This is a genomic window from Rathayibacter sp. AY2B5 (genome assembly GCF_002931645.1).
Lineage (GTDB): Bacteria > Actinomycetota > Actinomycetes > Actinomycetales > Microbacteriaceae > Rathayibacter.
Window position 1 is genome coordinate 99,154 of the sequence record NZ_PSUE01000003.1, and the last position, 26,148, is coordinate 125,301.

Sequence of the window (26,148 nt, forward strand, 5' to 3'; positions counted from 1 at the left end):
AGGAGGGTCGACCGGCGGGACGGGTCGACCAGCGGGACGGCCAGCAGCGGAGCCGGGCGGGAGGCGACGCGACCGGCGTCGGCGGACCCGACCCCGCATCACGCCACGCGCCCCCGCCTCAGCCCGCCCGCCTCACCGCGCGCTCACCAGCCCTCGGGCCCCGCGCTCCCTGCCTCGTACTCGTCCAGTGGAGCGTCGCCCGCGGCCCAGGCGGAGAGCACCGGAGTGATGATGCGCCAGCACTGCTCGGCCACGTCGCCCGGGACCGAGAGCAGGGTGTCGCCCTGCAGGATCCCGGCGAGGACCTGCGCGTAGGGGTCGAGCGTGGCCGCGCCGGGCTGCGCCGTCAGGGTGGTGCGCTCGAGATCGGTCAGCTCGTCGGCGCTGTTCACGACCAGGTCGAGGCTGACGTCGCCGCCCTTGAGACCGATCCGGAGGACCGACCCGGCGTCGCCCTCGGCCGCCTGCAGGCCGCGCGGGGGCGTGGCGGCGCGGAAGTGGATCGCCACCTCTCGGCGCGGGTCGCCTATCGCCTTGCCGGAGCGGAGGACGAAGGGGACGCCCGCCCAGCGCGGGGTGTCGACCTGGAGCAGCAGCTGCGCGAGGGTCTCGGTGCCGGTCTCGGGGTCGACGTCGGGCTCGTCGACGTAGGAGGGGAAGAAGCGGCCGTCGACGCGGCCCTCGGTGTAGCGGGCTCGGCGGGCGGAGGAGGGGTCGTCGCGCCAGAGCCGCACGGCGCCGAGCACCTCGGCCATGCGCGCGTGGACCTCGTCGGGCGCGACCTCGTCGGGGCGCTCCATCGTGGTCAGCGCGAGCACCATCAGGAGGTGGCTCTGCAGCATGTCGCGCAGCGCGCCGGTCTTCTCGTAGAAGGCCGCGCGGCCCTCGATGCCGAGCGTCTCGTCGTAGACGATCTCGACCTTCTCGATCCACTCGGCGCTCCAGCTCGCCTCGAGCATGCTGTTGCCGAACCGCAGGCCCAGCATCCCCAGCACGGTCGCGTTGCCGAGGAAGTGGTCGATGCGCCAGAGGCGGCTCTCGGGGAGGACCTTCGCGAACGCCGCGTTGAGGGCGATCGCGTCGTCGAGGTCCTCGCCGAACGGCTTCTCGATGGCGACGACCAGCTCCTCGGGCAGGTCGAGCTCGGCGAGCGAGGCGGCGACCTTGTGCCCCATCGCCGGCGGCAGGGCGACGTAGAGCACCGGAGTCGACGGGCAGGCGTCGAGGAGGGCCTTCAGCTGCTCCGGGTCGGAGGCGTCGGTGGCGACGAAGCGCGCGCGCGACGCGAGGGCCTCGACCGTGTGCGCGGCGACTCCGGCCGCCTCGAGGCTGCGGCGGACGAGGCTCTGCCACTCCTCGTCGGTCTGGGGCGTGCGCGCCGCGCCGATCAGCGTGAGCTCGAGGTCGCGCGCGAGCTCGGCCACCCGGCCCAGGCCCGGCAGCAGCAGCCGCTCGGTGAGGTCGCCGCCCGCTCCGAGGATCGCGATGCTCCGCCGCTCGCTCCCCAGTGCCGCGGCCTCGGGGATTCCGATCTGCTCCGTCATGGTGTCTCCCTCGTAGCCGTCGTGAGTCAGCGGCCACAGTACGCGCCGGGCCCTGGCGCGAGGCCGGGAGCCGGGAGGGGTTGAGGAAGCGGGCGCGGAGTGGCAGGGCGGCGCGGTCGGGAGCGAGAGAGCTGGACAACCTCCGCTGAGACGCGGCCTGCCGTGTCGGGGCAGGACCCCCCTTCTCCGCCGACGTCGGGCCGCGACCCACGACGCCCGGCCCGCCGCAGCCGTCCCGCACAGCACGTCATCCCTCTCCGGTGCCGTCCGGCGGTACCCTGCCCGCATGCGCCTGCGCCAGGTCGTCCTCGACACGGAGGAAGCCCGCGCCCTCTCCGCCTTCTACCTCGCCCTGCTCGGCGGCGAGTACCGCCCCGGCGACGAGCCGCCCGCGGACGGCTCGGACGACGGGGCGGAGTGGGTCGCGATCGTCACCGCCGACGGCGCGAAGCTCACGTTCCAGCGGGTGGCCGCCCTGCCGCGCGCGACCTGGCCGGAGGGGCCCGTCCCGCAGCAGCTGCACCTCGACTTCATGGTCGCGGACGCCGACGAGCTCGACCGGCAGAAGACCCGGGCGCTCGCTCTCGGCGCCGAGCTGATCGAGGACAGGAGCGAGGACCCGGAGGAGGCGCTCCACGTCCTCGCCGATCCGGCCGGCCACCCGTTCTGCGTCTTCGTCGCGCCCGACTACCCGGCGGAGTAGGGGCGCGCGGCTTCAGCGAGCCGCACGCGTCGGATCACATGCCGGTGATCGTGACCGTCGTCGTCGCGGCGATCACCGCGACTCCCGTGACGCTCGCGGCGGTTCCCGCGAGGACGGCGGCGGCCGCCGGCCCTGCCCAGTGCTGCGCCGCGAGCGACCGGATCGCCTGCCGGTCCGGGATGCCGGGCCTCGGCGAGAGCGCTCCGGCCGCGTCGAGCAGGCCGATGAGCGCCGCGTCCGACGGAAGGGGCGCCCTCCGAGCCGCGAGGACCTCGGCGACCCGGATCCGCAGCCGCTCGTCCTCCGCCGGCTCCACGGCGGCGACCCGCTCGAGGAGGGCGGCATGCAGCTCCCTCCGCGTGAGGCGGGCGATCCACCAGGAGACGCTGCGCGGTGCTCGCTCCGCTTCGATCCACCCGAGGGCCCCGTCGAGCACGGCGTCCCCGAGCGCCGACCGCTCCGGCCCGAGGGCGACGGCTCCGGCGTCCAACTCGACGCGCCGCTGGAGGGAGAGCTCCGCGAGGACGGAGGCGGCCAGGACGGTGTCGAGAGCGCCCGACGAAGCCGCGGGCCGCCCGTCGCTCCGCCGCAGCAGGAGGAGGAGAGCGACGGGGAGGGGCGGCTGCCCGGCTCCGGGGGGCGCAGCGGCCGGCGGGGTGGTGGGAGCGGGCTGTTCCGAGGAGTTCCGTGTCGAGTCGTCCATCCCTCGAGCCTGACACCGAACCCTCGAGACCGCATCCGCCGGGCGACGGGTCCTCCGTCGTCCCACCGATCGACCGGCCGGACACGCCCGAAAGCCCACGTCGCGCCCCGAAGCGGACCGCTCCTCCGCCACATCGGGCGTCAGACCACCCCCGCCGCCGTCCCCGACACGATCAGGTCGGCGCGGTCGCGAGTGGCCTCGATCAGCAGCGCGTTCCGCCCGTCGACCTCGGAGGCCCAGGCGGAGGCCGCCTCGGGGGCGCGGCCGAAGGAGACGTGGCGGTCGACCAGGCGCTCGAAGCGCTCGGTCTCGGGAGTCGCGCAGAACCAGGCCTCGTCGAACTCGGCGCGCAGCAGCGCCCACGGGCCCTCGTCGACGAGGAGGTAGTTGCCCTCCAGCACGACGAGCGACGCGGAGGGGTGCACGGCCAGCGCGCCGGCCACTCCCTCGTCGACGGTGCGCTCGAAGGTGGGCGCGTAGACGACGTGGTCGGTCTCGGCGCGCAGCCTCCGCACCAGGGCGAGGAAGCCCCAGCCGTCGAACGTGTCGAGGGCGCCCTTGCGGTCGTGGCGGCCGAGCTCGTCGAGCGTGGCGTTGGCGAGGTGGAAGCCGTCCATCGGCACGAAGGCGGCGGTCCCCTCCCCCGCGAGCTCGTTCGCGCGGGCGACCACCGCCCGGGCGAGCGTGGTCTTGCCGGCCCCGGGGCTGCCGGCGATCGCGACGATCGCACGGCGGCCCGGCGAGGTCAGCGCGAGCGCGCGCCCGGCCAGCTCGTCGAGGCCGGGCCGCACCGCGTCGGGCGCGACCTCGGTCTCAGGCCTCGCCACGGCTGCTCTCCAGCGCGTTCACCAGGAAGCCGTGGGCGTGGCGGGCGAGCGCGGGGCCGTCGTTCCAGAGGTTCCGCCACACGGCCAGGTCGTTCGAGAGGGTCGGCGAGACGACGGCCGACGAGAAGGACTCGAAGGTGATGGGTCCGCGGTAGTCGATCGCGGCGAGGGCGTGGAAGAACGTCGTGAAGTCGAGGTGGCCGCTGCCGAGGTAGCCGCGGTGGTTCTCGCCGATGTGGACATACCCGAGACGATCCCCGACCAGCAGCACCGGGCGGAAGAAGTCGTCCTCCTCGATGTTCATGTGGTACGTGTCCAGGTGGATCAGGACGTTGTCAGCGCCGATGTCGTCGGCGAGGCGCAGGGCGTCCGCGGCGGTGTTGATGACATTGGTCTCGTAGCGGTTGCAGATCTCGAGGCCGAGGGTCATGCCCTTCGTCGCAGCCTCGGCGGCGAGGTCGGTCAGCACCGAGACGACGTTCGCGCGGCCCGCGGCCGAGAGGGGCGCGCTGTACTTCCCGAGCGCGCTGTAGAGGGCGCCGGTGAAGTGGGTGCCGCCGAGCGCGTGGGTGGTCTCGAGGGAGTCGGCGAGCAGCTTCGCGCCGCGGGCCACCACCTCCGGGTCGTCGCTGGAGACGTCGGCCGAGAAGGCGAGGCCGCGCGAGCAGACGATGCCGAGGTCGTTCGCCTCGAGGGCGGCGCGGGCGGAGGCGGTGTCGAGGTTCTGCACGTCGTGCAGCGAGAGCTCCAGCAGGTCGAATCCGGCCGCCTTGGTCTGCTCGATCGTCGCGGTCACTTCGTCGGGGGTGGTGCCGCCGGCGAAGACGAGGGCGTGCACTCCGAGAGGGTTCGTGGTCATGGTGGTGCTCCTTGGTTCGAGAGGTTCAGGGGCGGCGTCGGGCCGCGGGGTCGGTGTCGAGCAGGTCCGCGAGGAATGCGTGGCCGGAGGTCGCGAGGGCGACGGGGTCGTGCCAGAGCTCGCGCCAGAGGCCCATGCCCTCGGCCGAGGCCGGGGGCTGGACGGCGGGCGAGAAGCTCTCGAGGGTGAGCGGACCGCGGTAGCCGGAGTCGGCGAGCGCCGCCGCGAGCCCGGTCCAGTCGGTGCTCCCGGTGCCCGGCTCTCCGCGGTGGTTTTCGGAGGCGTGGACGTAGCCGAGCAAGTCGCCGGCGTCGCGGACGGCGCTCGCGAGGTCGACCTCCTCGAGGTGGGCGTGGAAGGTGTCGAGGTGCAGGAGCACGTTCGGCGCGTCGAGCTCGCGGAGGAACGCGGCGGTCTGGGCGGCCGTGTTCAGCAGGTTGCTCTCGTAGCGGTTCACGTACTCCGCTCCGACGACGACGCCGGCGGGAGCGGCGGCCGCGGCGACCCTCCGCAGCACGTCGAGCGAGCGCGAGCGGGCAGCCGCGTCGGCCGCGTGCTCGTACTTGCGCATGGCCGAGTAGGTGACTCCGCCGACGTACCGCGCGCCGATCGCCTCGGCGAACCGCACGGCCGCCAGGAGCCGCTCCTCGCCGCGGCCGGCCGTGGCCTGGTCGGTGATGTCGGAGTCGGCGTCCAGCGCGAGCGAGACGACCGCGTCGATCCCGTGCTCGTCGAGCAGGTCGGCGGTCCACGCGGAGGCGTCGGGGTCGGCGGAAGCCGGGATCTCGATCAGGTCGAAGCCGATCGAGGCGGCGGCGCCGATCGCGCGGCGCCCCGACTCCGGCGTCCAGTCGCCGACGAGCAGACCCGCGTGGACCCCGATCGGCGACGAGCGCTCCGTGCTCCCGCGGTGCAGGAACTCGGGGTGCATCAGGCGGCCTTCGCGCCCGTGATCAGCGAGACGAGCTCGTCGCCGCTGGTCTCGGCGGTGCGGCGGCCGGCGACGGCGAGGCCCGCGCGCATCACCCACACCTGGTCGCTCAGGCGCATCACCTGGTCGAAGTTGTGGCTGATCAGCAGCACGGCCACTCCGGCGTCGCGCAGCTTGAGGATGATCTTCTCGACGCGCGCCGTCTCCTGGACGCCGAGCGCCGCGGTCGGCTCGTCCATGATCACGATCTTGCTGCCCCAGCCCGCGGCCCGGGCGATCGCGACCGCCTGGCGCTGGCCGCCCGAGAGGCGGCGGACCTTGCTGGTGACCGGCGGGACGTTCACGGCGAGGTCGCCGAGAAGCTCCTGGGCCGTCTTCTTCATCTGCGTGCGGTCGAGGAACCGCACCCCGGGCACGCCCTTGGTGAGCTCGCGGCCGAGGAAGAAGTTCTGCCACACGGTCAGGTCCTCGACCAGGGCGAGGGTCTGGTGCACCGTCTCGATGCCGCCGTCCCGCGCGCCGAGCGGAGTGGTGAAGTGCACCACGTCGCCGTCGAGGGTGATGGTGCCGGAGTCGGCGGGGTGCACCCCGGAGAGGCAGCGGACGAGGGTGGACTTGCCCGCGCCGTTGTCGCCGATCAGGGCGGTGATCTCGCCGCGGCGCATCGACATCGACGCTCCCTTGAGAGCGTGGACGCCGCCGAAGGACTTCTTGATGTCCCGCGCTTCGAGCAGGATGTCGCTGGTCATGGCTGGGCTCACTTCTTCTGGTAGCGGGTGATGAGGGCGGCGAGCACGACCACCAGGCCGACGGCGAGGGGCTGGTAGAACTGCGAGACGCCGAGCAGGGTCAGGCCGTTGGTCAGCGCGGTCAGGAGGAACGCTCCGATGATCGGGCCGACGATCTTGGCCTTGCCGCCGGTGAGGCTCACTCCGCCGAGCACGACGGCCGCGATGGAGTTGAGCAGGTACTGCGTGTTGATGGCCGGCTCCGCGGCGCCGACGCGGGCGACGAGGAGGAGCGAGCCGACTCCGGCGAGGACGGCGGCGATGATGTACACCGCGATGCGCACGCGTCCGGCCTTGATGCCGTTGGCGACCGCGCTCTCCTCGTTGCCGCCGACCGCCTGCACGTGCAGGCCGAAACGGGTTCGGAACATGACGACCCAGGCGACGACTCCGATGACCGCGGCCAGGATGATCGGGTAGCCGATGATCCCGATCGAGCCGGTGGTGAGGCGGAGCAGCTCGGGGCTGCCGACCGTGATCGGCTTGCCGTCGGAGACGATCAGCGCGAGGCCGGTCGCCACCGAGAGCGTGCCCAGTGTCGCGATGAAGTCGGTGACCTTGCCCTTCGCGATCAGGAAGCCGTTGATCACTCCGATCAGCCCCGCGAAGAGCAGGGCCGCGAGCGCCGAGAGCCAGAAGCCCCAGCCGGCGCTCCAGCCGATGCCGAAGCCGACCGCTCCGACGGTCATCGTCGCCGAGATCGAGAGGTCGATGCCGCCGGTGGTGATGACGAAGGACTGGCCGATCGAGAGGATGACCAGGATCGCGGCGGCGACGAGCATCGCCTTGATGTTGCCGAGGCTGAGGAACGTCGGCGTCGCGATCGAGAACACGATCACCAGGGCGACGAGCCCGATCGGTGCGGCGTTCTCGGCCCAGAAGCTGAGCTGACGGAGGTTCGCCAGCAGCGGGGAGGCGCTGGCCGGGGGTCGGGCGGTGACTGAGGTCATGGTCGCTTCCTGGGTTGCCATGGGCGGGAGGTCCTACTTGCTGGGGACGAGCGCGGCGAGCGGGTTGTCGAACTCCTCGAACGGCTGGGGGAAGGCGCCGAGGGCCTGCTCCGCGGTCTCGGAGGTCACGAGTGCGGTGGGCGACTCGATCTCGGCGGGGATCTCCTCGCCGGCGCCGACGGCCTCGCACGCCTGCACGCCGAGCTGGCCGATCGCGTAGGGGTACTGGGCGACGGTGGCGGTGAGGCCGCCGTCCTTCACGGACTGCAGCGCGTCCTCGTTGCCGTCGACGCTGACCACCTGGACGGAGCCGGTGAGGCCCGCGTTCTCGACGGCCTTGACGATGCCGAGGCCCATGTCGTCGTTCGCGGCGAAGAACGCCTTCACGTCGGGGTTGGCGGCGAGGATGTCGGTCGCCTTGGTCAGCGCGACCTCGCGCTTCCAGTCGGCCGCGGCCTCCTGGACGACGGTGAGGTCGGAGCCGATCGCGGCGGTGAAGCCGTCGACGCGGGCGGCGCTGGTGACGTCTCCCGAGACTCCGCCGATGACGGCGACCTCGGAGCCGGCGGGCAGCTGCTGCAGGAGGAAGTCGCCGGCCTTGCCGCCCGCGGCCTCGTTGTCGGTGCCGATGTAGGTGGTGACGTCGAGGTTCGCGGCCTCGACCGCGTCGGGGTCGAGCGGGCTGTCGATGTTGACGATCGTCTTGCCGGTGGCGGAGGCGAGGGCCTGCACCAGGTTCGTGCCGCTGATCGGGTTGACGATCAGGCAGCCGAAGTCCTGGCCGGCGACCGTGGTGAGCTTGTCGGCCTGGCCGGTGGTGTCGCCGATGTCGGCGGCGGCCTGCACCGAGACGTCCACGGAGTCGTCCTTCGCGGTGTCCTCGATGCCGTTCTCCATCGCCTGGAAGAAGGGGTTGTCGAGGCCCTTGATGACCGCGGCGACCTTGGTCGATCCGGAGCCGCCGGCGGCCGTGTCGCCACCCGAGGCGCAGCCGGTGAGGAGGAGTGCGAGGGCGCCGACCGGTGCGAGAACCGGGAGGAGGCGGCGTGCTGTGCGGTTCATCGTCATCCTTGAGGATCAGTGGCACCACTGCGTGCCGGTGTGTGAAAACTACCGGGGCTTTCGCGTTACCGCAATACGAAAGTCGGGGAACTTCAGGTTTCCCGTCGGCAGGCATGTACGCTGACCGTGACAAGAGGGGGAGCGATGACGGGGTACTCCACCGGCGAGGCCGGTTCGCACGTGGCCGACGTCCTCGCGCTGTTCCGCGAGCAGGGCGAGGTCTCGCGCAACGCGGTGATGGAGCAGACGGGGCTTTCCCGCTCCACCGTCAACCAGCGCCTCGCGACCCTCGTGGAGCTCGGCCTGATCGCCCCCACCACCGGCGGCGAGTCGACCGGCGGGCGCCCCTCGAGCATGTTCGCGATGAACCTGGTCGGCACCGTGTTCCTCACCGCCGACATCGGGGCGAGCGGATTCGTCGCCGCCGCCTGCGACCTGCGCGGCACCCCCCTCCGGCACGAGAGCGGCGTCGTCGACGTCTGGGAGGGACCGGACGCCGTGCTCTCGCTGGTGATCGCCGCGTTCGAGCGGCTGCAGCAGGGCGACGCGGTCGCCGGCATCGGCGTCGGAGTCCCGGGGCCGGTCGAGTTCGCCGCCGGGCGCGTGCGCAACCCGCCGATCATGACCGGCTGGGACGACTTCGACATCGCCGGCTACTTCGCCGAGCCGTACGAGGGCGTGCAGGTCGTCATCGAGAACGACGCGAACGCCCGCGCCCTCGCCGAGTCGCGCCACCACGGCTCCGACAACCTGATCAGCCTGAAGCTCGGCACCGGCATCGGCTCGGGCCTCGTCTTCAACGGAGCGACGATCCGCGGAGCCGTCGGCGCGGCCGGCGACATCGGCCACACCCGCGCGGTCACGGGCACGGTCGACGCGGATCCGCTGCCCTGCCGCTGCGGCAACGCCGGCTGCGTGGAGGCGTATGCGAGCGGCTGGGCCCTCGTCCGCGACCTCTCGGCCGACGACCCCTCGATCAAGCACGTCGCCGACGTCACGGCCCGCGTGCTCCGCGGCGACATGCGCGCCACCCAGGCGGTGCGCCAGGCCGGCCGCGTCCTCGGCGAGGCGGTCGCCGACCTCGTCAACATCCTCAACCCGCGGACCATCGTGATCTCGGGCCAGCTCGGCGACTGCGGCGAGGTGCTGATGTCGGGCCTGCGCGAGCGCGTCTACCTGCGCACCCACCCGCTCGCCACGCGGCACCTGACCATCCACACGTCGGACCTGGGCGAGCTGGCCGGCGTGATCGGCCTCGCCCTGACGACAGCCGACCAGGTCTTCAGCCGCGAGCGCTTCGACCGCGAGGCGAGCGCCGAGAGCCCCCGCGCGGCGGCCGCCGCGAGCTGAGCGGGAGCGGCCTGCCGCGCCCGGCAGCGGCGGGACCAGCGTGAGCGACCCCCTCCGCCCCGCGCACTGTTACGCCCGGCGACGAAGGGTTACGCCGGGCGACGCGGGCCGGGACGGGCGGGCCCGCGGTGCTCCATCATCGTGTCCGGGACGACGCGGAGAGGCCGCGGCCGCCCGACCCGTCCGAAGGAACGCGATGATCCGGCTCGAGCAGCTCAGCAAGTCGTACGGTCCGGCGACCGTGCTCGACCGCCTCGACTTCTCGGTCGCGACCGGCGAGATCTTCGCCGTCGTCGGCCCGAGCGGTGCGGGCAAGAGCACGCTCGCCGCCTGCGTGAACCTCCTGGAGCGGCCCACCTCGGGCACGGTCATCGTCAACGGGGAGGCGCTCTCGCAGCTCTCGGAGGAGCGGCTGCGCGTCGCCCGCCGTCGCATCGGCACCGTCTTCCAGTCCGACGGACTCTTCAGCCGCCGCACGGCAGAGCAGAACGTGGCCCTGCCGCTGGAGTACCTCGGCGTCACCGCCGCCGAGACGAAGCGCCGCGTCGCGGAGCTGCTCGAGCGCGTCGGCCTCTCGGACCGCGCCCGCTACTACCCGCACCAGCTCTCCGGCGGTCAGCGCCAGCGCGTCGGCATCGCCCGCGCGCTCGCCCTCCGCCCCTCGGTGCTGCTCTCGGACGAGGCCACCTCGGGCCTCGACCCCGCCTCGACCACCGCGATCACCACGCTCCTGAAGGAGCTGCGCGACGACCTGGGCCTCTCGATCCTCTTCATCACCCACGAGATGGAGACGGTGCGCCAGGTGGCCGACTCCGTCGCCCGCCTCGACCACGGCCGCATCGTGGAGTCGGGCCGTCTCGTCGACCTGCTGCGCGACCCCGCGTCCCCGCTCGGCCTCGCCCTCAACCCGGTGCGCCCCTCCGTCGCGCCCGGCCCGGGTCTGGGCGAATGGGTGGTGGGCTACTCCCGCTCCGGAGTGCCGACCGACTGGGTCACCCGGCTCGCGGAGGCGGTCGGCCCCGTCTCGCTGCTCGGCGCGGCGATCGAGACGGTGGACGGGCAGGCGGTCGGCCACGCGACGATCGGGCTCGGCCCGGTCGACGAGGCGCGGCTCACCCGTGCGGCGGCCGAGCTCGGCCTGTCGGTCCGGCCCGCCGGCGTGCGCGTCCTCGCCGAGGAGGTGGCGGCGTGATCCTCCACCTCGACAACAAGGTCCCGCTCGAGCAGATCCCCGCGCTGGTGCTGCCGGCGCTCGGCGAGACGCTGATCATGGTCGGCATCGTCATGGCGATCGTGGTGCTGGTCGGCGTGCCGCTGGGCGCTCTCGTGCACAACCTCGCTCCGGGCGGGCTGGCCGAGAACCGGGCCGCCCACCAGGTGCTCAGCGCCGTCATCAGCGTCGGCCGCTCGCTGCCGTTCCTCATCCTGATGGCGTCGATCATGCCGTTCACGCGCCTGATCACCGGCACCAACATCGGGATCGCGGCCGCCGTCGTGCCGATGTCGATCGCGGGGATCGCCTTCTTCACCCGGATCGTCGAGAACGCGCTGCGCAGCGTGCCGCTCTCGCTCACCCGCGTCGCCCGCGCCTCCGGAGCGTCGCGGCTGCAGGTGGTGCGGACCGCTCAGCTGAGCGAGGCGGTGCCGCAGATCATCGGCGGCCTGACGATCAACACGATCGCGATGATCGAGTACTCGGCGATCGCCGGCACGATCGGCGCCGGCGGCATCGGCTACGTCGCGGTGACCTACGGCTACCAGCGCTTCGACACCACCGTCATGCTCGCCACCATCGTGATCCTGGTCGCCACCGTCGCGACCGTGCAGCTCACCGGCGACGCCCTCGTCCGCGCGACCACGCCCGGCGCCTCCCGCTCGCGGCGAGCGCCGCGGGTCGCGGCCGCCGTCTAGAACCACCACTCCTCCTCCTGCGCCCTCGGGCGCCCCTCCCGCGCGCCCGCGCACCCCCTCTTCGAAAGGCACCGCCATGTCCACTCCCGACGACCTCGGATTCGATCTCAAGAAGAAGCGCCGCTGGCCCTGGATCGCCGGAGCGGCCGTCGTCGTGGTCGGCGTCGCCTGCGCGATCGCCGTCCCGCTCCTCTCCCCCGCCGTCTCGGCCAACGAGCAGGAGGGAGCGACGCTCTACGTCGCGACCGCCGAGGGCAATGCCTCCGAGCAGGCCCTGGTCGACTTCGTCGCGAAGGAGGTGGCGCCGCGCTACGGCATCACCGTCGCCTTCAAGGGGCTCTCGGACAGCAACACCATCAACCGCGCGGTGAGCGAGGGCGAGGTCGCGGCCACGGTGTACCAGCACAAGCTCTGGCTGGGACAGGTGCTCGAGGCCAACCCCGACTTCGAGGAGGAGGCGGCCACCCCCGTCTTCCGCTGGGGCTTCGGGCTCTGGAGCGACAAGTACTCCGACGTCTCCCAGATCCCCGACGGCGGCACGGTCTCGCTCTACTCCGATCCCGCCAACGAGGCGCAGGGCCTCTGGCTGCTGCAGAACGCCGGCCTGATCACGCTGAAGCCGGGCACGGAGCCGGGCACCGCGACCCAGGACGACATCGCCGAGAACCCGAAGAACCTGCAGTTCACGCTGCTCGACTTCGCCGCCCAGTCGCGCGCGCTGCCGGACCTCGACGCGGCCGTCGGCTACACCGAGTACTACCTCGCCGCCGGCATCCCGATCGAGCAGCAGATCTTCGCCCCGCAGGCCCCCGACGACTTCGCCGGGCAGCTCACCATCGGCTCGAAGTACCGCGACACCGAGAACGTGAGGAAGCTCGTCCAGGCCTTCCAGGATCCGGCCGTGCAGGAGTTCCTCGCCACGGACGAGACGGTGAAGGGGATCCTGCTGCCGATCGACGGCTGAGCAGGGCCGGAGCGACGGGGTCGCCTGAGGAGTCGCGCGCGGCTTCTCGGGCGACTCGGCGTCTGCGGACGTAGCGTGGGCTCATGAACACGTTCACTCTCCACAACGGTGTCGAGATCCCCGCCCTCGGACTCGGCGTCTTCCAGACTCCGCCCGACGAGACCCGCGCCGCCGTCGCCGCCGCGCTCGACGCGGGGTACCGGCACATCGACACGGCGGCGGCCTACGGCAACGAGCGCGAGGTGGGCGAGGCGATCGCCGGCCGCGACGACGTCTTCCTCGAGACGAAGGTGTGGATCAGCGACTACGGCTACGACGAGACGCTGCACGCCTTCGACAAGAGCGCGGGCAAGCTCGGCGTCGAGCGGATCGACCTGCTGATCCTGCACCAGGCCCTGCCCGAGGCCTTCGACCGCACCCTCGACGCCTACCGGGCGCTCGAGCGGCTGCTCGCCGACGGGAGGGTGCGGGCGATCGGCGTGAGCAACTTCATGGTCGAGCACCTCACCCGCCTGCTCGCCGAGACCGACGTCGTCCCCGCGGTGAACCAGCTCGAGGTTCACCCGTACTTCCAGCAGCGGCGGGTCGAGCGCTTCGGCTGCGAGAACGACATCCTCACCCAGGCCTGGTCGCCGATCGGCGGCATCACCGCCTACCGCGACTCCCCGCGCCGCAGCTTCGACGACCCGGTGCTCCTCGAGCTCGGCGCCAAGTACGGGAAGACGGCCGCGCAGGTGATGCTCCGCTGGCACCTGCAGGAGGGCCGCCAGGTCATCCCGAAGTCGACCCGCCCCGAGCGCATCGCCGAGAACATCGACGTGTTCGACTTCGCGCTCTCCGGCTCGGAGCTCGCCCGGATCGACGCCCTCGAGGCCGGCGTGCGCGGCGGACCGGAGCCCGAGGCCGTGACGCTGGAGGCGTACGGCCGCGACATCCCCGAGGCGTGAGGAAGGCGCCCGCGACGGGAACACCGGAGCCGTCGCGGGCGTTGCCCTCACCATGAGCGTTCCCCTCTCCATCCTCGACCTCGCCCCCATCGCCCCCGGTGAGACCGCTCGCGACAGCTTCGCCGCCTCCGTCGCCCTGGCCCAGGAGGCCGAGCGGAACGGCTACCGCCGCGTCTGGTACGCCGAGCACCACAACATGGCGAGCATCGCCTCCAGCGCGACCTCGGTGCTCATCGCGCACGTCGCCTCGCAGACCTCCACGATCCGCCTCGGCTCCGGCGGCGTCATGCTGCCGAACCACTCCCCGCTCACCATCGCCGAGCAGTTCGGCACCCTCGAGACGCTGCACCCGGGACGGATCGACCTCGGACTCGGCCGCGCCCCCGGCAGCGACCAGGCGACCTTCCGCGCGCTCCGCCGCGACCCCGACTCCTCCGAGCGCTTCCCGCAGGACGTGCTGGAGCTGCAGGCGTTCCTCGCCGGTGAGTCCCGCATCCCCGGAGTGAGCGCGACGCCCGGTGCCGGCACCCGCGTCCCCCTCTACATCCTCGGCTCCTCGCTCTTCGGCGCGCAGCTCGCAGCCGCGCTGGGCCTGCCGTACGCGTTCGCCTCGCACTTCGCTCCGGACGCGCTGCACCAGGCCGTCGCGGAGTACCGCCGCGGCTTCCGCCCCTCCGAGCAGCTCGACGCGCCCTACGTGATCGCCGGGATGAACGCCATCGCCTCCGACACCGAGGAGGACGCGCAGGAGCAGTTCGCGCAGATGAAGCGCGCCCGCCTGATGATGCTGCTGCGCCAGAGCGGGCAGATCCCCGTCGGCCAGACCTTCGACGACGAGGAGCTCGACGCCCTGCTCAGCGCCCCGATCGGCGCCCACGTCGCGAGCATGACCACCTACACCGGTGTCGGCACCGGCGACCAGGTGGCCGACTACGCCGCCGACTTCGCCCGCTCCGCCGACGCCGACGAGGTCATCGTCGCCCACGCGTCGCTGCAGACGGAGGCGCGCCTGCGCTCGGTCGCTCTCCTCGCGCAGTCGAACGCGCGCGTCGCCGCCTGACGGGCGGGCGGCCGAGTCCGTCGGCGCCGCCGCACGGGCCCCGCGCGCGACCGGGGCCGCGCATCGGCGGGCATGCGGCGCGCATCGGCGGACTCCTGTGAAAGTGAGCCTCTAACGGGGGCCACCTCACAGGGGGCGACCTCGGGAGGAGCGCGTCCGCGGTGCCAGGCTGAGCCCTGTGTCGACGATAACGGGCAAGCGGCGTGAGCCCGGGGACGGCCCTGCGCGGTCAGCGGCCCTACTGCTGCGGGTCTGCGCGGGCGACCGGACCGCCTTCCGGCAGCTCTACTCGCTCACCGCGGGCAGGGTCGTCTCCGTCGCGGACGCCGTGCTCGACGACCGCGCCGCCGCCGAGGAGGTCGCGCAGGAGGTCTACCTCGAGCTCTGGCGCACCGCGCGCTCGCTCGACCCGGGCCGTCCCGTGCTCGCCTTCCTGGCCCAGGTCGCGCACCGCCGTGCCGTGGACCGCGCCCGGGCGGACCGGTCGGCGCGGCGCCGGGAGCTGCAGTACACGGTCCTCGACCGGCGGCGCGATCACGAGTGGGAGCGCTCGGACGTCCGGCTGGCCCTGGCGCCCGCGGCCGGCGCGATCCGGCAGCTCGCCGCCATCCACCACGACGTCCTCTACCTCGCCTACGTCCGCGGGTACAGCCACTCCGAGATCGCGGAGGAGCTGTCGATCCCGCTCGGCACCGTCAAGACCCGGCTGCGCGACACCCTCATCCGCCTGCACACCCACCTGCAGTCCGCCGGCCCGGCGGACCCGGACGGCGGACCGGGACGGCGCATCCGGCGCTGACCGATGGCGCGGACGCCTCTGCGCCACCGGGGTCGCACGCTTCAGGACCGTGTCCGGCCCGCTCAGCCCGCCTGCGTCGCGCCCGAGACCGCGAGCCCGACGATCACCGTCAGCACCGTCGTCCACAGCGCGATCGCGACGCCCTGCCAGAGCAGGATCCGCCCGCGGCCGACTCCGGCGCCCGCCAGCATCACCGCGGTGAAGTGCGTCGGGAGCAGCAGCGGCCCCAGCAGGCTCACGCCCGGGACGCCGTAGCGGGTGAAGGCCCGCTGGAACTTCTCGCGCCGCGGAGTCGTCCGCTTCGCCTCCGAGCGGCCCGTGATCGCCGAGCGGACGCCGGTGCCCAGCAGCACGAGCAGCGCCACACAGACGAAGTTGCCGATCGCCCCCGCAAGCCCGGCGACGACCGGGTGGATGCCGCCGATGATCCCGATGCTCGCCGCTCCCTCGCCCTCGATGAAGGGGACGGCCCCGGCCGCGGCGACGACGAGGGGCTGCACGAGCTCGGGAACGCGGCCGATCAGGTCCTGGAATCCGAGGATCGCGTCGCTGATGATCGTCATGGTCGTGCCTTCCGGTACGTGGCCCCGGCTCTCGGGACTCCTCCATCCGACCGTGTCCGGGAGCGCCGCGGCAGTGCCGCCGGATCACCGCTTCCCGGGAGGATCGACGGCCCGAGGGGTGACAAGTGTCATGGTCGTAGCCTGGGCCGCATGGTGAACTCGACCGAGGCGGATCCGCCCGTGCGCGCGGGCCGCGGCGTCGCCGTGACCTGGTGGTACACCCTCGCGTCAGCCGCCTCCTTCGTGGTGGTCGTCCTGGCCGTCTGGTCCGTGGCGGTGCTGAGCGCCGAGGCCGAGGAGTGGCGGAAGGCCGCCTACTTCCTGGGCGCGGCCGCCTGGGTCGCGGTGTTCTCGCCGACCGCGCTCGCGTACCGGCGCGCCGACCGCGAGGGCCCGGTGCGCCTCCGGGCCGCGCCGACCCTGGTCTTCTGCCTCGGAGTGGCGGCCGCCGCGCTCACCGGCACGGCCGCCGGGAGCCTCGCGCTCGGACTCTCGCTCGCCGCGACCCTGGTCGCCGTGCTGCCCTGGCAGAGCGGGGTGCGGCTCCGGGTGATGGTGCTCTGCACGATCGTCCTCGCGGTCGCGGCGGTGCTCGAGCAGACGCGCGCGGCGCCGGACGCGTCGGCCGCGCTCTCGACCATCCTGCTGTTCGCGACGCTGCTGCCCCTGACGGTCGTCAGCGCGCTGTGGTGGTGGGACATCGTCCGCGAGCTCGACCGGGCGCGCGCCGCCGAGGGCCGACTCGCCGCCGCGCAGGAGCGCCTGCTGCTCGCCGGCGACGTGCACGACCTCCAGGGGCACCACCTCCAGGTGATCGCGCTGCAGCTCGAGCTCGCCGAGCGCCTCCTCGGCAGCGACCCGGAGGCCGCTCTCGAGCAGCTGCGCGCCGCCCAGCGCTCGGTCGACGGCGCCCGCACCGGCACCCGCGAGCTCGCCACGCGCTTCCGCAGCGTCCCGCTCGCCGACGAGCTGGCCAACGCCGCCGACCTGCTCCGCTCGGCCGGGCTCCGCGTCGAGCTCGAGGTCGACCCGGCGGCGGCTCACGCGCCGGCCGAGACGCTCGGGCCGGTGGTCCGCGAGACGACGACCAACATCCTCAAGCACGGCGGCGGCTCCAGCGCGCGGCTGCGGCTCGCGCGGGAGCGGGACGAGTGGCGGTTCGAGGCGGTGAACGACCTGGCACCGGACGCGGAGGAGGCGGACGGGACCGGCTCGGGCGTCCTCGGCATGGCGGAGCGGGTCGAGCGGGCGGGCGGGACGCTGCGCGCCGGGGCGGTCCGCCGCTCCTTCGAGCTGGACGCGCGCCTGCCGGTGGGGAGCGACTCGTGATCCGGGTGCTGATCGCCGACGACGAGGACATGATCCGCACGGCGCTGGCCGCGCTCCTCCGCCTCGAGGAGGACCTCGAGATCGTGGGCGAGTGCCGCGACGGCGAGCAGGCGGTCGCGGAGGCGCTGCGCCTGCAGCCCGACGTGTGCCTGTTCGACGTCGAGATGCCCGGGCTCGACGGGATCGAGGCGGCGGAGCGGCTGCGCCGGGTCTCGGCGACGCGCGTCGTGGTCGTCACCCGGCACGCGCGGCCGGGGGTCCTGCGGCGAGCGCTCGGAGCGGGCGTCAGCGGCTTCCTGCCGAAGTCGCGCCGGGTCGAGGACGTCGCCGAGGTGATCCGCCAGGTCGCGAGCGGACGCCGCTACGTCGATCCGGAGATCGCCGCCGACGCCCTGGCGAGCACGCGCAGCCCGCTGACCGACCGCGAGCTCGACGTGCTCAGCGCCGGCTCCCGCGGCGAGACGATCGGCGAGATCGGCGCGGCGCTGCACCTCTCCTCCGGCACCGTCCGCAACCACGTCTCGTCGATCCTGCGCAAGCTCGACGTCGACACCCGCCAGCGCGCGGTCATCGAGGCCCGCGAGCGCGGCTGGATCTGAGCGAGGCGCCGCAACGGCAGCCACTCCGCAGGAGTCGTCGCACTCGCGCTCGAGTGCGACGACTCCTGCGTTCTCGCGAGCGGTGCCCGTCAGGCCGTCGGCGTCCAGATCCGCATCGTCGACGGTCCCCGGTTCGCCCAGCGGTGGTACGGCCGGAACTCCGCCTCGAAGCGGCGCCCCTCCTCCACAGGTACGGAACCGTAGGGCCAGCCGGGAGCCGCCTCCCGCGCCACGAGGGTCACGCGCGCTCCCTCCGCCGTCACGACGGGCGGCACCGAGGCGTCGACCGCGATGTGCTCGGTGTCCAGGCCCTCGGGCAGGTCGAGCGACTCGATCGCGAGCACGAACGGCCCGCGCTCGAGGGCGACCTGGCCGCGCACCGCGTCGATCCGGGGGTGCGGGGCGACGAAGCGGGCCGTCGTCGGCAGCGAGAGCCGCACGGTGTCGCCGGCGGAGAACGCCCGGCGGACGGTGACGGTCGGCGTCGAGACCGGCTCGCCGTCGAGGAGCGCCGAGCCCCGCGCGAACGGAGGGACCCGCAGTGTCAGCGCGAACTCCGCGTCCTCGAGGATCCGCACGACGATCTCGCCGTCGGCCGGGTACTCCGTCTCGACGCGCAGCGCGACGCCTCCGGTGCGCACCTCGTACGCGCCGTACTGGTGCAGCTGCACGCCCTCGTCGGTGGCGGTGGCGAAGCCGAGCTCGACGCTCGCGAGGGTGCGGGCGGTGTTGGTCGGGCAGCACGAGACCCAGAACCAGGGCGCGCGGAGGCTGGACTGCGCGCGGTCGGTCTCGCGCGACTCGTCCGGCGCCACGCCGTCGACGCGCTGCTGCAGCGTGTTCGTGTAGAAGAAGGCGCGGCCGTCGTCGCGGGTGGCGGGGAGCACCGCGTTCAGCAGCGTCCGCTCCATCAGGTCCGCGTAGCGGTGCTCGTTCGAGCCGAGCAGGAGCCGCCAGCTGAGCATCGTGGAGCCGATCGCCGCGCAGGTCTCGGCATAGGCGCGATCCGGCGGCAGCTCGTAGTCGGCGCCGAACGCCTCGTCCTGGTGGTGCGAGCCCATCCCGCCCGTGACGTAGGTGCGCCGCTCGACGGTCGCCTCCCACTGGCGGCGGACCGCCTCCTCCAGCTCGGCGTCGCCGGTCTCGACCGCGACATCGAGAGCCCCGGAGGCGAGGTAGAGGGCCCGCACCGCGTGGCCGCGCAGCACCTCCGCGTCGCGCACGGGCACGTCGTCCTGGAAGTACTCGGCGCCGAACGCGATCGGCTTCAGCGTCCCCGTCCCGCGCCGCTCCACGAAAAGGCGGGCCAGCTCGAGGTAGCGCTCCTCCCCCGTCGCCCGCGCCAGCTCGGCGAGCGCCGGCTCGATCTCGGGGTGGCCGCACACGGCGACCCTCCCCTCGGGCCCGAACTCGCGGTGCACGTGGTCGGCGAGGCGCCGGGCGACCTGCGGCAGGAGGTCGTCGTGCCCGGTGCGGAGCCGCGCCACGGCGGCCTGGATCAGGTGCCCGAAGCTGTACAGCTCGTGGCCCCACTCCAGGTCGGAGTAGCGCGCACGCTGGCCGGGCCGGCCGAAGCTCGTGTGCAGGTAGCCGTCCGGGTCCTGGGCGGAGGCGACCCGCGAGACGAGGTCGTCGTACCGCTCCTGCAGCCCGGCGTCGTCGCTCCGGCCGAGCTCCCAGGCCATGGCCTCGAGGAGCTTGTAGACCTCGGAGTCCACGAACTCGATGCCCGCGTGCGCGTCGCCGCCCTCGGCGGACGAGATCGAGCCGTCGGCCGCGCGGTCGAAGTTGCCGGCCCAGCCGACGCGCTCGATCCACGAGCGGCAGTGCTCGATGACGGCGGAGGAGTTGAGGTCCTGGTAGTGCTTCCAGAAGCCGCCGGTGAGGCTGATCTCGTCCTGGCGGAGCGGCCGGAGCACGCTCCGCGAGGGGGCGACCGGGCCGCCGAGGGCGGTGGCGGTGGGGGCGGTGAGGGTCACGGTGTCTCCTTGGAGGGACGGGTCAGTCCTTGACGGCGCCGGCGGTGACTCCCGCCGAGACGTACCGCTGGGCGACGACGAGGAGGACGGCGGCCGGGAGCGAGGCGACCACGGCGGTCGCCATGATCGAGTTCCACTCCTGGTTGTTGTTGCCGATGTACTTGTAGATGCCGAGGGTGATCGGCTGGAGCTTCCCGCCGCTGTCGAGCGTCGAGGCGAAGATGAAGTCCGACCAGGCCCAGAGGAACGCGAACAGCGAGACGGTGACGACGGAGTTGCGGCTGATCGGCATGATCACCGAGGTGAAGGTGCGCCAGGCGCTCGCTCCGTCCATCCGGGCCGCCTGGGTGAGCTCGTCGGGGATCCCCGACATGAAGGCCGTGAAGATCAGCACGCCGAACGGCACCGCGATGGTGGAGTCGGCCACGATCAGGCCCGGGATCGAGTTGAGCAGCCCCAGGTTGAGGTAGATGGCGTAGAAGCCCATCGCCATGATGATCGCCGGGATCATCTGCGCGATCAGCAGCACGAACGAGAGGGCCTGCCCGCCGCGGGGCCGCAGCTTCGCCAGCGAGTAGGCGGCGGGAGCGGCGATCGCCACGGTCAGCAGCACCGTGCCGAGGCCGACGACGAGGCTGGTGCCCAGGTAGGGCAGCTGCTCGCTCAGCACCGCCTGGTAGCCAGTGAACGTGGGCGAGAACGGGAACCAGTCCGGCGGATCCTTCCGCATCGAGCCGGTCGGAGTGAGGGAGACGTTGATCATCCAGTAGACGGGGAACAGCATGACCGCCGTGAGGGCGATCCCGACCACCGTCAGGTACCAGGGGCGGCGGGCGGTCACGAGTCGGCCTGCTTCCGCTGGACCCGGATGTACACGAGGCCGAAGACGAGGGCCAGGATGATCAGCAGGTTGCCGACGGCCGCGGCCGGTCCGAAGTCGGGCAGCATCGAGCCGAAGCCGAGCTGGTACGTCCAGGTGGCGAGCGTGGTCGAGGAGTCGGCGGGGCCGCCCTTCGTCATGATCCAGATGATGTCGAACACCTTCAGCGTGTAGACGAGGCCGAGCAGGATCGTGATCGCCGACACCGGCCGCAGCAGCGGCAGCGTGATCCGCCAGAACTGCTGGGCGCCGGTCGCGCCGTCGAGCGAGGCCGCCTCGTAGAGGTCCTGCGAGATGTTCTGCAGGCCGGAGTAGAGGATCACCAGGTTGAACGGGATGCCGATCCAGATGTTCGCGATCAGGACCGCGATCAGCGAGGTGGTCGGCGAGGTGAGCCAGTTGATCTGGCCGATCCCGAACGACTCCAGGAACGCGTTCACGATGCCGGAGTCGCTGTTGAGCATCCACGACCAGGTCGAGGCCGAGACGATCAGCGGCAGGAGCCACGGCACCAGGAACAGCGCCCGGAGCGTGCTCGCCAGCGGGAAGCGGCGGTAGAAGAACACGGCGAGCGCCAGCCCCAGCGTGAACTGGAAGAGGAGCGAGACGCCGGTGAAGACCGCCGTGTGCAGCAGCGCCGGGCCGAAGGTCGCGTCCTGGAACACCTGGACGTAGTTGTCGAACCAGACGAAGGGCGCGTTCCCCTGCACGAACGAGCGGACCGTGTAGTCCTTCAGGCTCAGCTCGAGGTTGCGGTAGAGCGGGAACGCGTAGAAGACGAGCAGGTAGGCGACGAGCGGGGCGAGGAACGCCCACGCGACCAGGCGGCCGCCCTCGGGGCGCCGGCGGCGCCGACGGCTCTCGGCGGCCGGGGCGGGCGGGGCCGGCGGCTCGGTGCCGCGCCGCAGGAGGCGGGCGGTCTCGGTGGCAGTGGTCATGGTCTCTCCCGTCCCCCCGGCCGGTGCGCGGAGCACCGGCCGGGGGGACCTCGTTCGGGGAGCGGGAGCCCCCGGTCGTCCTACTTCGTGGCGGATTCGGCGGCCGACTGGGCGGCCTTCAGGGCGTCCTCGGGAGACTGCGAGCCGCTGAGCACGGTCTGCACCGCGCCCCACAGCTGCTCCGAGATCTTCGGGTACTTCGTGCCGAGGTCGTCCGAGGTGCGGCCCTTCGCGGCCTGCACGGCGGTGACCCACGGCTCGAGGTCGGCGTTGCCGGCGACCTGCTCCTGCTGCGCCTCGGCCGTCGGCGCGATGTACGAGAGCGTGTTGTCGGTCGTGACCAGGCTCTCCGTCGAGGTCAGGCACTCGGCGATCTGCTTCGAGGTCTCGTAGCGCGCCGTGTCCGACTGCACCGGGAGGGTGAGGAACTCGCCTCCGGTCGGTGCGGGGGCCGCTCCGCCGTCCTTCGACGGGATGGTCAGGACGCCGTAGTCGATGCCCGAGGCCTTCGCGTTGGCCAGCTGCCAGGTGCCGTTCTCGCCGAACGCGTACTCGCCGGTCTCGAACTCCTGCCAGCTCGTGGTCTGCGTGTTGCCGATCACGGAGTTGGGCGCGTAGCCCTTCTCCAGCCAGTCGCTCCAGAGCGAGACGGCGTCGACCGCGGCGGGCGAGTCGAGGTCGGTCAGCTCGGCGCCGGAGCCCCAGAACCACGGCAGGAACTGGAAGGTCCCCTCCTCCGTGCCGATGCCGGAGAACGTGATGCCCTTGCCACCGGAGGCGGTGACCTCCTCGAGCGCGTCGGTCAGCCCGGCCCAGTCGGTGATGGAGGCGGCGTCCACGCCGGCCTTCTCGAGCACGGCCTTGTTGTAGTACAGCGCGAGCGTGTTGGCGCCGATCGGCACGCCGAAGGTGTCGCTGCCGGTCTGGCCGGCCGCGAGGATGTTCGCGTCGATCCCGTCGGTGGAGAGCCCGGACTCGGCGGTCGTGGTCAGGATGCCCGACTCCGCGAGCGTCGAGACCACGGGGTTGTCGACGAGCAGGAGGTCGGGCGAGTTGCCCTGCTGGCCGGCGAGCAGCGCCTTGTTGGTCAGGTCGGTGGTGTCGTAGCCGGTGCGCTCGACGGTGACGCCGGCCTCGGTCCCGCAGGAGTCGATGAGCTTCGCCCAGTCGGACGACTCGTCGAACTGGGGGTACGGGTCCCAGAACGTGTAGCTGCCTCCCGCGGCGGAGCCGGAGTCTCCCCCGGAGCCGCTCGCGCAGCCGGTCAGTGCGGCGGCGGCCGTCCCCAGCAGGACGGCGGCGGCGAGGCCCCGAGCGTGCTTCCTCGTCTTCACGGATGATCCCTTCGTCGTTGATGGATTCCTCGGCAGTCGTCCCGATCGTCTACGCCGGGCCGAAACTACTTTCTGTCGGGTAAACCTAAGCAGGGGCGGTCAGCGCGTCAAGAGATGCGACCTTTTCGGTCTTTTCGGTTTTTCGCCGGAGTCGTGCGAGGATCGACGCGGCGGCCCGCCGGGCCCGGAACGGAGGCGCGGTGCCACCACGCAAGCCCACCGGCACCATCACGCTCACCGACGTGGCGGCCGCCGCCGGCGTCTCGATCGCCACCGCCTCCAAGGCGCTCAACGGCCGCGACCAGGTGCGCGCCGAGACCCGCCAGCGCGTGCTGGACGCCGCCGAGGCCCTCTCCTTCACCCCGAACCCGTTCGCGCAGGCCCTCAACTCCCGGCGCACGGGCACCATCGGGATGCTCACCAACGATCTCGACAACCGCTTCGTGCTCCCCGTGCTGCTCGGCGCCGAGGACGCGTTCGGCGCAGGATCGACGTCGGTGCTCCTCTGCGACGCCCGCGGCGACTCGATCCGCGAGCAGCACCACATCAAGAATCTGCTCGCCAAGCGCGTCGACGGGATCGTGGTGCTCGGCCGGACGACGAACCCGCGCCCTTCGATCACGCGCACCATCCCGGTGCCGGTCGTCTACGCCTATGCGCCCTCGGAGGATCCGCGCGACTCCTCCTTCACGCCCGACAACGTGCAGGCCGGCGTCCTCGCCGCCCGCCACCTGATCGAGCGCGGACGGACGAGGATCGCCCTCGTCAACGGCGAGCCGAGCTACACCGCCGCCCACGACCGCGCCCGGGGCGTCGAGCAGGCGCTGACGGAGGCGGGGCTGCCGCTGGTCGGCGGCGGCGTCCTCTTCGGGCAGTGGTCCGAGAGCTGGGGCCGCCAGTGCGCCGAGACGCTGCTGCGCGCGCATCCGGACCTCGACGCGATCATCTGCGCGAGCGACCAGATCGCCCGCGGCACCCTCGACCACCTGCGCGAGACCGGTCGGCGGGTTCCGCAGGACGTGGCCGTCGTCGGCTTCGACAACTGGGACCTCCTCGTCGAGGCCGCCCGCCCGCCGCTCTCGAGCATCGACATGATGCTCGACACGCTCGGCCGCGCCGCCGCGGAGGAGCTCTCGAACGCGATCCACGGACGTCCGACCGCGGGCGTGCAGGCCATGCCCGTCCGCTTCGTGCCGCGGGAGTCCTCCGGCTGACGCCCCCGCCCTCCGCGAGAACGCGGAGGACACCGCCTGCTCAGCGGTGTCCCGACGCTCGGAGCGGCGTCTCGACGCACGAGCGGGCCAGCGCGCATCGGCGAGGACACCGGAGGGACGGGCGGAGCGCGATCGTGGGCGCAGACGTGCGCCGGACCCCTCGGGAGTCCGGCGCACGGCCTGGCGGTGATCAGCTGCCGGTGATCAGCCGGGATCAGCTCCCGGTGCGTTCACCGCGGCGTCGGAGGGTGAGGAGCATCAGACCGCCGCCGAGCAGGGCGAGCAGGGCGAGCAGGCCCAGCACTCCGGCGGTCGCCGTCGCTGCGGCGTCCACTCCGGTCGAGGCGAGAGCCGGACCGCGGGGACCGTTCGACCCGGACACGGGAACGACCGCGGCGTAGGAGGGCGCCGGTCGCGGCGCTGTGGTCGCGGTCGGAGTGGGCGAGGCCGTGGGCGTCGCGGTCGGCGTGGGGGTGGGGGTCGCCGTCGGCGTGGTGGTGGGAGTCGCCGTCGGAGCCACGGTCGGGGTCACCGTCGGCGTGGTCGTCGGCGTGACCGTCGGAGCCACGGTGGGCGCGATCGTCGGAGTCACCGTCGGAGCCACGGTGGGCGCGATCGTCGGAGTCACCGTCGGAGCCACGGTGGGCGCGATCGTCGGAGTCACCGTCGGAGTCACCGTCGGAGTCACCGTCGGCACGACGGTGGGAGTCACCGTCGGAGTCACCGTCGGCACGACGGTGGGAGTCACCGTCGGGGTGACGGTGGGAGTCACGGTCGGCGTGACAGTGGGTGTGACCGTCGGCGTCACGGTCGGCGTGACGGTGGGGGTCACCGTCGGGGTCACGGTCGGCGTGATGGTCGGGGTCACCGTCGGCGTGACCGTGGGCGTCACGGTCGGTGTGACTGTCGGCGTGACCGTCGGCGTCACGGTGGGCGTGACCGTCGGCGTCACGGTGGGCGTGACCGTCGGGGTCACGGTCGGCGTCACGGTCGGCGTGCCGTCGGGGTCACGGTCGGCGTCACGGTCGGCGTGACCGTCGGGGTCACGGTCGGCGTGACCGTCGGCGTCACGGTCGGCGTCACGGTCGGCGTGACCGTCGGCGTCACGGTCGGCGTAGCCGTCGGCGACGGTCCGCCGTCGGAGGGCTCGCAGCCCGGCTCGGTGAAGTCGTTGGAGTCGAGCGTGACCGCTCCCGTGCGGGCCAGTGCGCGGCCCTCGACGGAGACGCCCGTCGTCACCGTGATCGAGGCCGAGGCGAGCACGGAGCCCACGAAGTCCGAGTCGGTGCCGAGCGTCGCGGAGCTGCCGATCTGCCAGTAGACGTTGCAGGCCTGCGCTCCGTTGATCAGGGCCACCGTGCTCGACGAGGCCGTCGTCAGCGTCGACGCGGCGCGGATCACGAAGACCGCCTCGTTGACGCCCTCGGCGTCGAGCGTGAGCGTCCCCGTCACTCCGACCGGTCCGGCCGCGGTGTAGACCCCGGGCTTCAGCGTGCTGCCGCCGATCTCGGCGCCGATCTGCGCGGTCGTCGCCTGCGAGGCGAGCTGTCCGTAGGCGGTGCCCACGTCGGCCTGGGCCTGAGCCGCCTCCGCGTCTCCGCGGTGGATCACTCCGTCCGTCCGTCCGGGCGGGAACCCGGTGACGGCGGTCAGCGGGCTGACCCCGACGCTCTGGTCCAGGACGCTCGACCCCGTGTTCGTCACGGTCGACGCGGCCAGGACCGAGTAGTCCTCCGCCGTGCCGAGGTCGGGAGCAGTGGCCGCCTGCGCCGAGACGCCGGCGAAGAGCGCGGCGCCCACGACGGCGAGGACGACACCCGTCCCGATCGCCCCTCTTCTGCGGTCCTGCCGATGACGGCGGAGCGAGGTGCGAGAGGACACGTGCGGCATGAGGCCAGCGATCTGCCCACGTCA

27 protein-coding genes are annotated in these 26,148 nt (G+C 72.8%); 12 read left to right on the forward strand and 15 right to left on the reverse strand.

Translation table 11 applies throughout. From position 1 onward, the window contains the following. Positions 1–143 precede the first annotated feature (143 nt). The gene (locus C5C30_RS03190) at positions 144–1,544 is read right to left on the reverse strand and encodes a glucose-6-phosphate dehydrogenase (protein WP_104333176.1); all 1,401 of its coding nucleotides are present in this window, start codon (positions 1,542–1,544) and stop codon (positions 144–146) included. A gap of 286 nt (positions 1,545–1,830) precedes the next feature. On the opposite strand from C5C30_RS03190, the gene C5C30_RS03195 reads away from it, so the two are divergent. After that, complete coding sequence (locus C5C30_RS03195; protein ID WP_104333177.1) at positions 1,831–2,247, forward strand: VOC family protein; 417 nt, start codon at positions 1,831–1,833, stop codon at positions 2,245–2,247. 34 nt (positions 2,248–2,281) lie between these two features. Here C5C30_RS03195 and C5C30_RS03200 read toward each other — a convergent pair whose 3' ends face one another. The 7 genes from C5C30_RS03200 to C5C30_RS03230 form a co-directional block, all read right to left on the reverse strand. Then, positions 2,282–2,950, reverse strand: a complete 669-nt coding sequence (locus tag C5C30_RS03200) for a GPP34 family phosphoprotein (protein WP_104333178.1) — start codon at positions 2,948–2,950, stop codon at positions 2,282–2,284. A gap of 140 nt (positions 2,951–3,090) precedes the next feature. Further along, complete coding sequence (locus tag C5C30_RS03205; protein WP_208543338.1) at positions 3,091–3,777, reverse strand: nucleoside/nucleotide kinase family protein; 687 nt, start codon at positions 3,775–3,777, stop codon at positions 3,091–3,093. Beyond that, on the reverse strand, positions 3,764–4,636 hold the full coding sequence (locus C5C30_RS03210) for a sugar phosphate isomerase/epimerase (protein ID WP_104222717.1): 873 nt from the start codon (positions 4,634–4,636) through the stop codon (positions 3,764–3,766). The genes C5C30_RS03205 and C5C30_RS03210 overlap by 14 nt, the downstream gene beginning before the upstream one ends. Before the next feature lie 25 nt (positions 4,637–4,661). Beyond that, a complete protein-coding gene (locus tag C5C30_RS03215; RefSeq protein ID WP_104333179.1) occupies positions 4,662–5,567 on the reverse strand; it encodes a sugar phosphate isomerase/epimerase in 906 nt (301 codons plus the stop codon). Next, positions 5,567–6,316, reverse strand: a complete 750-nt coding sequence (locus C5C30_RS03220; protein WP_104222715.1) for an ATP-binding cassette domain-containing protein — start codon at positions 6,314–6,316, stop codon at positions 5,567–5,569. The genes C5C30_RS03215 and C5C30_RS03220 overlap by 1 nt, the downstream gene beginning before the upstream one ends. An 8-nt stretch (positions 6,317–6,324) precedes the next feature. After that, positions 6,325–7,305: an ABC transporter permease gene (locus C5C30_RS03225; protein ID WP_104222714.1), complete on the reverse strand. Its 981-nt coding sequence runs from the start codon at positions 7,303–7,305 to the stop codon at positions 6,325–6,327. Positions 7,306–7,338: 33 nt separating this feature from the next. Further along, complete coding sequence (locus C5C30_RS03230) at positions 7,339–8,367, reverse strand: substrate-binding domain-containing protein (RefSeq protein WP_104222713.1); 1,029 nt, start codon at positions 8,365–8,367, stop codon at positions 7,339–7,341. A gap of 144 nt (positions 8,368–8,511) precedes the next feature. Between C5C30_RS03230 and C5C30_RS03235 the strand changes: the two genes are divergently transcribed. The 7 genes from C5C30_RS03235 (at position 8,512) to C5C30_RS03265 (ending at position 15,398) form a co-directional block, all read left to right on the forward strand. Further along, entirely contained in the window at positions 8,512–9,717 is a 1,206-nt protein-coding gene (locus C5C30_RS03235; RefSeq protein WP_104225808.1) for an ROK family transcriptional regulator, read from the forward strand. 196 nt (positions 9,718–9,913) lie between these two features. Beyond that, on the forward strand, positions 9,914–10,909 hold the full coding sequence (locus C5C30_RS03240; protein WP_104333180.1) for a methionine ABC transporter ATP-binding protein: 996 nt from the start codon (positions 9,914–9,916) through the stop codon (positions 10,907–10,909). Continuing rightward, positions 10,906–11,628, forward strand: coding sequence for a methionine ABC transporter permease (locus C5C30_RS03245; RefSeq protein WP_104222708.1), 723 nt, complete (start codon positions 10,906–10,908; stop codon positions 11,626–11,628). Before C5C30_RS03240 ends, C5C30_RS03245 begins: the two co-directional genes overlap by 4 nt. 76 nt (positions 11,629–11,704) lie before the next feature. Further along, positions 11,705–12,592 (forward strand): MetQ/NlpA family ABC transporter substrate-binding protein, encoded by an 888-nt coding sequence (locus C5C30_RS03250; protein WP_104297325.1) that lies wholly within the window; start codon positions 11,705–11,707, stop codon positions 12,590–12,592. 83 nt (positions 12,593–12,675) lie between these two features. Continuing rightward, positions 12,676–13,539, forward strand: a complete 864-nt coding sequence (locus C5C30_RS03255; protein WP_104222706.1) for an aldo/keto reductase — start codon at positions 12,676–12,678, stop codon at positions 13,537–13,539. A gap of 52 nt (positions 13,540–13,591) precedes the next feature. Beyond that, positions 13,592–14,599, forward strand: coding sequence for an LLM class flavin-dependent oxidoreductase (locus C5C30_RS03260; RefSeq protein ID WP_104222705.1), 1,008 nt, complete (start codon positions 13,592–13,594; stop codon positions 14,597–14,599). Positions 14,600–14,777: 178 nt separating this feature from the next. Next, positions 14,778–15,398 carry a sigma-70 family RNA polymerase sigma factor gene (locus C5C30_RS03265; RefSeq protein ID WP_181131437.1) on the forward strand — a complete coding sequence of 207 codons (621 nt, stop codon included), beginning with the start codon at positions 14,778–14,780 and terminating at the stop codon, positions 15,396–15,398. Positions 15,399–15,460: 62 nt separating this feature from the next. On the opposite strand, the gene C5C30_RS03270 is transcribed toward C5C30_RS03265, so the two are convergent. Then, entirely contained in the window at positions 15,461–15,961 is a 501-nt protein-coding gene (locus C5C30_RS03270; protein WP_104225805.1) for a small multidrug efflux protein, read from the reverse strand. Between the two features lie 150 nt (positions 15,962–16,111). Between C5C30_RS03270 and C5C30_RS03275 the strand changes: the two genes are divergently transcribed. Continuing rightward, a complete protein-coding gene (locus tag C5C30_RS03275) occupies positions 16,112–17,290 on the forward strand; it encodes a sensor histidine kinase (protein WP_104333182.1) in 1,179 nt (392 codons plus the stop codon). Continuing rightward, complete coding sequence (locus C5C30_RS03280; RefSeq protein ID WP_104222701.1) at positions 17,287–17,889, forward strand: response regulator transcription factor; 603 nt, start codon at positions 17,287–17,289, stop codon at positions 17,887–17,889. Before C5C30_RS03275 ends, C5C30_RS03280 begins: the two co-directional genes overlap by 4 nt. Positions 17,890–17,978: 89 nt before the next feature. Here the strand turns inward: C5C30_RS03280 and C5C30_RS03285 are convergent, their stop codons facing one another. The 4 genes from C5C30_RS03285 to C5C30_RS03300 all read right to left on the reverse strand — a co-directional run bounded on the left by C5C30_RS03285 (position 17,979) and on the right by C5C30_RS03300 (position 23,020). Beyond that, complete coding sequence (locus tag C5C30_RS03285; protein WP_104333183.1) at positions 17,979–19,868, reverse strand: glycoside hydrolase family 127 protein; 1,890 nt, start codon at positions 19,866–19,868, stop codon at positions 17,979–17,981. Between the two features lie 22 nt (positions 19,869–19,890). Continuing rightward, the gene (locus C5C30_RS03290; RefSeq protein ID WP_104222699.1) at positions 19,891–20,709 is read right to left on the reverse strand and encodes a carbohydrate ABC transporter permease; all 819 of its coding nucleotides are present in this window, start codon (positions 20,707–20,709) and stop codon (positions 19,891–19,893) included. Next, positions 20,706–21,686, reverse strand: a complete 981-nt coding sequence (locus tag C5C30_RS03295; RefSeq protein WP_104247032.1) for a carbohydrate ABC transporter permease — start codon at positions 21,684–21,686, stop codon at positions 20,706–20,708. The genes C5C30_RS03290 and C5C30_RS03295 overlap by 4 nt, the downstream gene beginning before the upstream one ends. Positions 21,687–21,766: 80 nt before the next feature. Then, positions 21,767–23,020, reverse strand: coding sequence for an extracellular solute-binding protein (locus C5C30_RS03300; RefSeq protein ID WP_104262569.1), 1,254 nt, complete (start codon positions 23,018–23,020; stop codon positions 21,767–21,769). A 200-nt stretch (positions 23,021–23,220) separates the two neighbouring features. Between C5C30_RS03300 and C5C30_RS03305 the strand changes: the two genes are divergently transcribed. Beyond that, the gene (locus C5C30_RS03305) at positions 23,221–24,234 is read left to right on the forward strand and encodes a LacI family DNA-binding transcriptional regulator (protein WP_104237753.1); all 1,014 of its coding nucleotides are present in this window, start codon (positions 23,221–23,223) and stop codon (positions 24,232–24,234) included. A gap of 214 nt (positions 24,235–24,448) precedes the next feature. Here the strand turns inward: C5C30_RS03305 and C5C30_RS17520 are convergent, their stop codons facing one another. Next, positions 24,449–24,616: a hypothetical protein gene (locus C5C30_RS17520; RefSeq protein WP_181131438.1), complete on the reverse strand. Its 168-nt coding sequence runs from the start codon at positions 24,614–24,616 to the stop codon at positions 24,449–24,451. A 40-nt stretch (positions 24,617–24,656) separates the two neighbouring features. On the opposite strand from C5C30_RS17520, the gene C5C30_RS17525 reads away from it, so the two are divergent. Further along, positions 24,657–25,268, forward strand: a complete 612-nt coding sequence (locus tag C5C30_RS17525; protein ID WP_181127374.1) for a hypothetical protein — start codon at positions 24,657–24,659, stop codon at positions 25,266–25,268. On the opposite strand, the gene C5C30_RS03315 is transcribed toward C5C30_RS17525, so the two are convergent. After that, positions 25,219–26,115: an ice-binding family protein gene (locus C5C30_RS03315; protein WP_258065774.1), complete on the reverse strand. Its 897-nt coding sequence runs from the start codon at positions 26,113–26,115 to the stop codon at positions 25,219–25,221. The genes C5C30_RS17525 and C5C30_RS03315 overlap by 50 nt on opposite strands. Between the last annotated feature and the right edge of the window lie 33 nt (positions 26,116–26,148).